At 67.2% G+C, this 1,430-nt stretch carries 1 protein-coding gene; it reads right to left on the reverse strand.

The window, feature by feature from the left end:
* Positions 1 to 86: 86 nt before the first annotated feature.
* Positions 87 to 1,049, reverse strand: coding sequence for a hypothetical protein (locus ACFT2C_RS29085; protein ID WP_377210581.1), 963 nt, complete (start codon positions 1,047 to 1,049; stop codon positions 87 to 89).
* Positions 1,050 to 1,430 lie beyond the last annotated feature (381 nt).

A 1,430-nucleotide genomic window follows, 5' to 3' on the forward strand; every position in this document is an offset into this window, starting at 1 on the left:
GGCTCTGAGATCGGTCAATCAAACGACCGATCTCAGAGCAACCGACCGAAGTCATCTTCTTTGCTGTGCAACGGACCGAAGTCGGGTCAGATGGCGGGCAGCCGTGGATCGATCCGGGCCTGCCGACGTACGTCCGCCGGAATGTGCGCGGTGATTCGGTCGAGCATCGCTTTGACATCCTGCTTGTCGCCAGCGCTGACATTCTCGAGCGTGACGCCGGCTCGCCGGATGGCGTCGGCGCGAGCCTTCTCGGCCAGGTATTCCTGTGCGGGGTCGTGACCAGGGCGAACGCCGTCCGGCCGGTACTTGACCTGCCCGTCGAACTCGATGCCCAGCGCCCACTGCTCGTAGCCCAGATCGGTGTGGAAGAGCCCGGCGTCGGTCTGTACCGGCATCTGAGTGGCCGGTCGAGGCAGCCCAGCGCGGAGCAGCTCGTAGCGGACCCAGGTCTCCCAGGCGGACTGAGGACCTGCGTCGGCCAACTCGATCACCAGCCGAGCCCGCTGGATCCCGCGCCGGCCGGTCTGGGCGTCGAGCATCGCGAGCAGCTCTGCTCGGTCGGCGCCAAGGGCCAGGGCCGAGTCGGCGATGACGAGCGCTTCGAGCGGATGCAACGTCCGCGCGCAGTCGACGACCGTGCGTGCGAGTGACGTCACCGGCAGGCCTGCCGCCTCGGTGACGTCCTCGGGCGCAAGGGTCCAGGAGTACCGCTGGACGTCGTCCGCGGCGTGGCCGGAGGCGCGATAGTGCTGGTAGATGTGTGTCTCTTGGGGCGTCGTCCAGACGCGGCAGCCCAGGAGCAGCGCGGCCGACGTGTGGCTGAACACGTGCTTGGCTCTGAGCTGGGAGTGCAGCGCGCGGGCACGGGCGAGCGCCTTCTTGCGCGCTTCCCGTGGGGCTCCCGAAGGACCGTCGACATGGATCTCGTCCGGAACGCAGTACGCACCGCGTCGAACCCTGAGGACTTCGCCGGTGCGAGCGGCGGCGGCCAGCTTGTTGCGGTTGTGCTCGAGTGCGAGTGCAACCGTCGGGATCTCTACTTCGACCATGGAACGACGCTGCGTCATCCCGGGCGGGCCGGATGACCGGTTCAGATAGAGCTGTGCACAGAACGCGAATCCACAGAGCCGTAGTCGTGCTCGAACCATTGGGGCAGCGTCCTGCGGGGCTTCCCGCTGGAGATGATTTCTCGGCTCGGCTCGGCTCGGCTCGGCTCGGCTCGGCTCGGCTCGGCTCGGCTCGGCTCGGCTCGGCTCGGCTCGGCTCGGCTCGGCTCGGCTCGGGTGATGTCTGGCAGCGCCAGGCGCAGCCCCGCGACTTCGGTCCGTTGCACAGCGGCTGATATGACTTCGGTCGGTTGCACGGTGACCGATATGACTTCGGTCGGTTGCTCTGAGATCGGTCAATCAAACGACCGATCTCAGAGCAAC

This window comes from Promicromonospora sp. NPDC057138 (assembly GCF_042670845.1).
Classification (GTDB): Bacteria; Actinomycetota; Actinomycetes; order Actinomycetales; family Cellulomonadaceae; genus Promicromonospora.